The following is a 2,101-nucleotide window of genomic DNA, read 5'->3' as shown; positions in this document are numbered from 1 at the left end:
TCCCAGTGCAGTGGCTGTGAAATACCGGGCTAATGGTCATGGGACTACTCAGCCCTTCATCCCCAAAACTCATGGCTGATGGGGTTTTCCAGACCACCTCCACCTGGCCAGAGGGTTGCTCTCGTAGTTCCAGGTAGGACGTTTGAAAGCCGTGAGCCTGGGCGGGGGCGGGATAGCATCCCAGGCCGAGGCAAACCAACAGAGCAATACAAATCCATTTCCCTCTGAAGACGAGCCACTGAAAAAAGTTGAGTGGGGAATTGTAACCCTTGCTCCCTTCTGGTTGCCAGAAGGCTTGGGCTATCGGTATCGTGATAAATCCCTTCTGTCCTCTGACTTCTGCCTTCTGCCTTCTGACTTCTGCCTTCTGCCCTCTGACTTCTGACTTCTGCCTTCTGACTTCTGACTTCTGCCTTTCTTTGTTCATCCCTGCTCCTCCTGAATAGCTTGGTTGAGAGCATCCTGGTCAATGGAAACCGTGTAGCGATCGCGTAACTGTTGATAGAACTGCTCGTCCAGCTGTTGGCGCTGGTCTCTGATCCAGTCCCGGCGGACATCCCTTTTGACCTCTGCTAAGGTAGCGTTATGACCCGGTTCAATGTCGCTAACGTAAACCAGATGACTGCCATAAGCGGAATGGAACGGGCCTTGCCAGCCGTTTTCCGTAACCCCAGCCATCTCCTGACCAAAGCTTCCACCAAAGGTGTTGCTTAGGATCTCAGCTGAGGCTAGATTATAGGTTATGGGCAACATGGAGCGGTCCCCTAGCTTCTGGAACCGTTCCAGGTTGGGGTTGGCTTGCAACTGATTCAGAAGATCACGGGCTTCCGCATCAGTGCGATCGCGCCGCATTTCCCGGCTGAAGTAAATCTGTCCAAAGCTAAACTTGCCCGGTATCGCGTAGCGCTCAGCATGCTCCCCTAAATAGGCTTCCAACACTTCATCGGAGGGTTCCTGCAGAGCCGACACATCTTCGACCAAGAACTGCATCTTTTGAACCACCCGTCGCCGCACAATCAGGTCGTTTTGATCTAACCCCAATGCCAGGGCTTCCTGATACAGTACTTCATCGCGAACGTATTTATCCACAAGGCTTTCCAGCTCTTGGGGCAAGGGCTCTCGTCCCCACTGCCGCTGCCAGGTTGTTTTCAAAGACTCAATGGTGCCAGCAGACACCTCAATGTGCTTGGGAGAATCCGATGTGATAGAAGGACCACCAACCCAAAAATATAGCCCAAACAGCAGGGCACCCAAAACCAGGAAATGCAGCAATGGTTCCCGCAAAATCCGAATTAGTGGCTTGGGTCGATCCTCCCTCTTAACCGGGATTTCAGACAGTGAAGTTTCTTGATGAATCAGTGTTGTTGCTGTTTCCTGCATGGCAATTATAACGGTGTTCAATTAGGTGAGGTACATTTTTTTGGGTTTTAGGGAACAGGGAACAGGGAACAGGGAACAGGGAGCAGGGATTAGGCGTAGGGATTAGGCGTAGGGTGCGTTAGGGAAGGGCTCGCCATGATTTTAACGGTCGGCCCTTGTTGAGATAGCCCTTCCCGTAACGCACCACTGAGTCAAACAATCTTCTCAATGATTGGTGAAATCTTTTATTGCCTATTGCCTATTGCCTATTGCCTATTGCCTATTGCCTACTCCCGATTCCCGATTCCCGATTCCCGATTCCCTCGTTTGAGTAAAAGGTACAGCGCGAACCACTATCAAACCTAGATAGGGCAGTTCGGCTTTCAGTTGCTCCTCAACAGTATTAGTAATTCCTTGGGTCTGCTGAAGAGATAGAGTCGGTGGTAGCATGAGGTCCATCTCGACATGGAGCCGATGCCCCAGCCAGCGGGGTCGAAGGTTTGCCACAGCATCAGCTTCTAGTTCAGGGACATGATTGATGGCATGGTTGAGGGATTCTAGCACCTCTGGTTCCACGCCATCCAGCAAGCGACTAAAAATAGTCTGCCCCGACTCCCAGACAATTTTTAGTAACACTGCTGTGATCACTAAACCAATCACGGGATCGGCCCAGGAATAGCCCAGGGCAACCCCCACAGCGCTGACCAACACTGCCAGACTGACTAGACCATCAGCCATAGCA

The 2,101-nt window shown here is 51.6% G+C and carries 2 protein-coding genes and 1 pseudogene; all 3 read right to left on the bottom strand.

The annotated features are described in order from the left end of the window. Positions 1–427, bottom strand: a pseudogene (locus F6K20_RS35645) (hypothetical protein); the annotation flags it as partial. Further along, positions 424–1,401, bottom strand: coding sequence for a peptidylprolyl isomerase (locus F6K20_RS35640; RefSeq protein WP_287297973.1), 978 nt, complete (start codon positions 1,399–1,401; stop codon positions 424–426). The gene F6K20_RS35640 and the pseudogene F6K20_RS35645, both read right to left, overlap by 4 nt. Before the next feature lie 231 nt (positions 1,402–1,632). Further along, positions 1,633–2,101: cation diffusion facilitator family transporter (locus tag F6K20_RS35635; protein WP_287297972.1), on the bottom strand; the 469-nt coding region annotated here is incomplete at its 5' end.

The sequence above is a fragment of the Moorena sp. SIO2C4 genome (assembly GCF_010672485.1).
GTDB lineage: Bacteria > Cyanobacteriota > Cyanobacteriia > Cyanobacteriales > Coleofasciculaceae > Moorena > Moorena producens.
This window is presented reverse-complemented; position numbering and strand designations above follow the sequence as displayed.